2 protein-coding genes are annotated in these 821 nt (G+C 72.2%); both read left to right on the top strand.

Annotation, left to right across the window (positions count from 1 at the left end; translation table 11 throughout):
* The coding region (locus A6302_RS20565; protein ID WP_083255945.1) for an ABC transporter ATP-binding protein at window positions 1-679 on the top strand (679 nt) is incomplete at its 5' end.
* The coding region (locus A6302_RS20560) for an ATP-binding cassette domain-containing protein (RefSeq protein ID WP_141704060.1) at window positions 676-821 on the top strand (146 nt) is incomplete at its 3' end. The genes A6302_RS20565 and A6302_RS20560, both read left to right, overlap by 4 nt.

Genomic DNA, 821 nt, shown 5'->3' with positions numbered 1-821 from the left:
CCCCTCGGCCGGCACCGTGGTGCTGGACGGGGAGCGGATCGACGGCCTGCCGGCCCACCGCATCGCCGCCCACGGCATCGCCCGCACCTACCAGAATGTCCGGCTGTTTCCGAACATGACCGGGGAGGGCAACGTGCTGGTCGGCTATCACCGGCGCCTGTCGAGCCGCTTCTTCGAGGCGGTGCTTGGCACCCCGCGCTTCCGGGCCGAGGAGCGCCGCGCCCGCGCGGAGGCCGGCGCCATGCTCGACTTCTGCGGCATCGCCCACCGCGTCGGCACGCTCGCCCGCCATCTCTCCTACGGCGACCAGCGCCGGCTGGAGATCGCGCGCGCCATCGTCGCCCGGCCGAAGCTCCTGATGCTCGATGAGCCGGCGGCGGGCATGAACCCGTCCGAGGGCGCGGCCCTCGTCCGGCTGATCGACCGCATCCGCGGCGAACTCGGCATCACGGTGATCCTGATCGAGCATCACATGCGCGTCGTCATGGCGATCGCCGAGGCGATCACGGTGATCGACCGCGGCGCGGTGCTGGCCGAGGGCCCGCCGGCGGCGATCCAGGCCGACGCGCGGGTGATCGACGCCTATCTCGGCAAGCGCAGCGCCCGCACCGGGACGACAGAGACCGAAGCCCGCGAAATTCACCCCGGCGACACCCATCTCAGGACCCAGCCCGCATGAGATCGCTCGATGTCCGGGACCTCACCGTCGCCTATGGCGAGATCGCCGCGCTCCGGGGCGTGAGCTTCCACGTCGCGGCCGGGCGGATCACCGCCGTGGTCGGGGCGAATGGCGCGGGCAAGACGACGCTGCTCAACGCGCT

It is taken from the genome of Methylobrevis pamukkalensis (genome assembly GCF_001720135.1).
In the GTDB taxonomy this organism is placed as follows: Bacteria; Pseudomonadota; Alphaproteobacteria; order Rhizobiales; family Pleomorphomonadaceae; genus Methylobrevis; species Methylobrevis pamukkalensis.
This window is presented reverse-complemented; position numbering and strand designations above follow the sequence as displayed.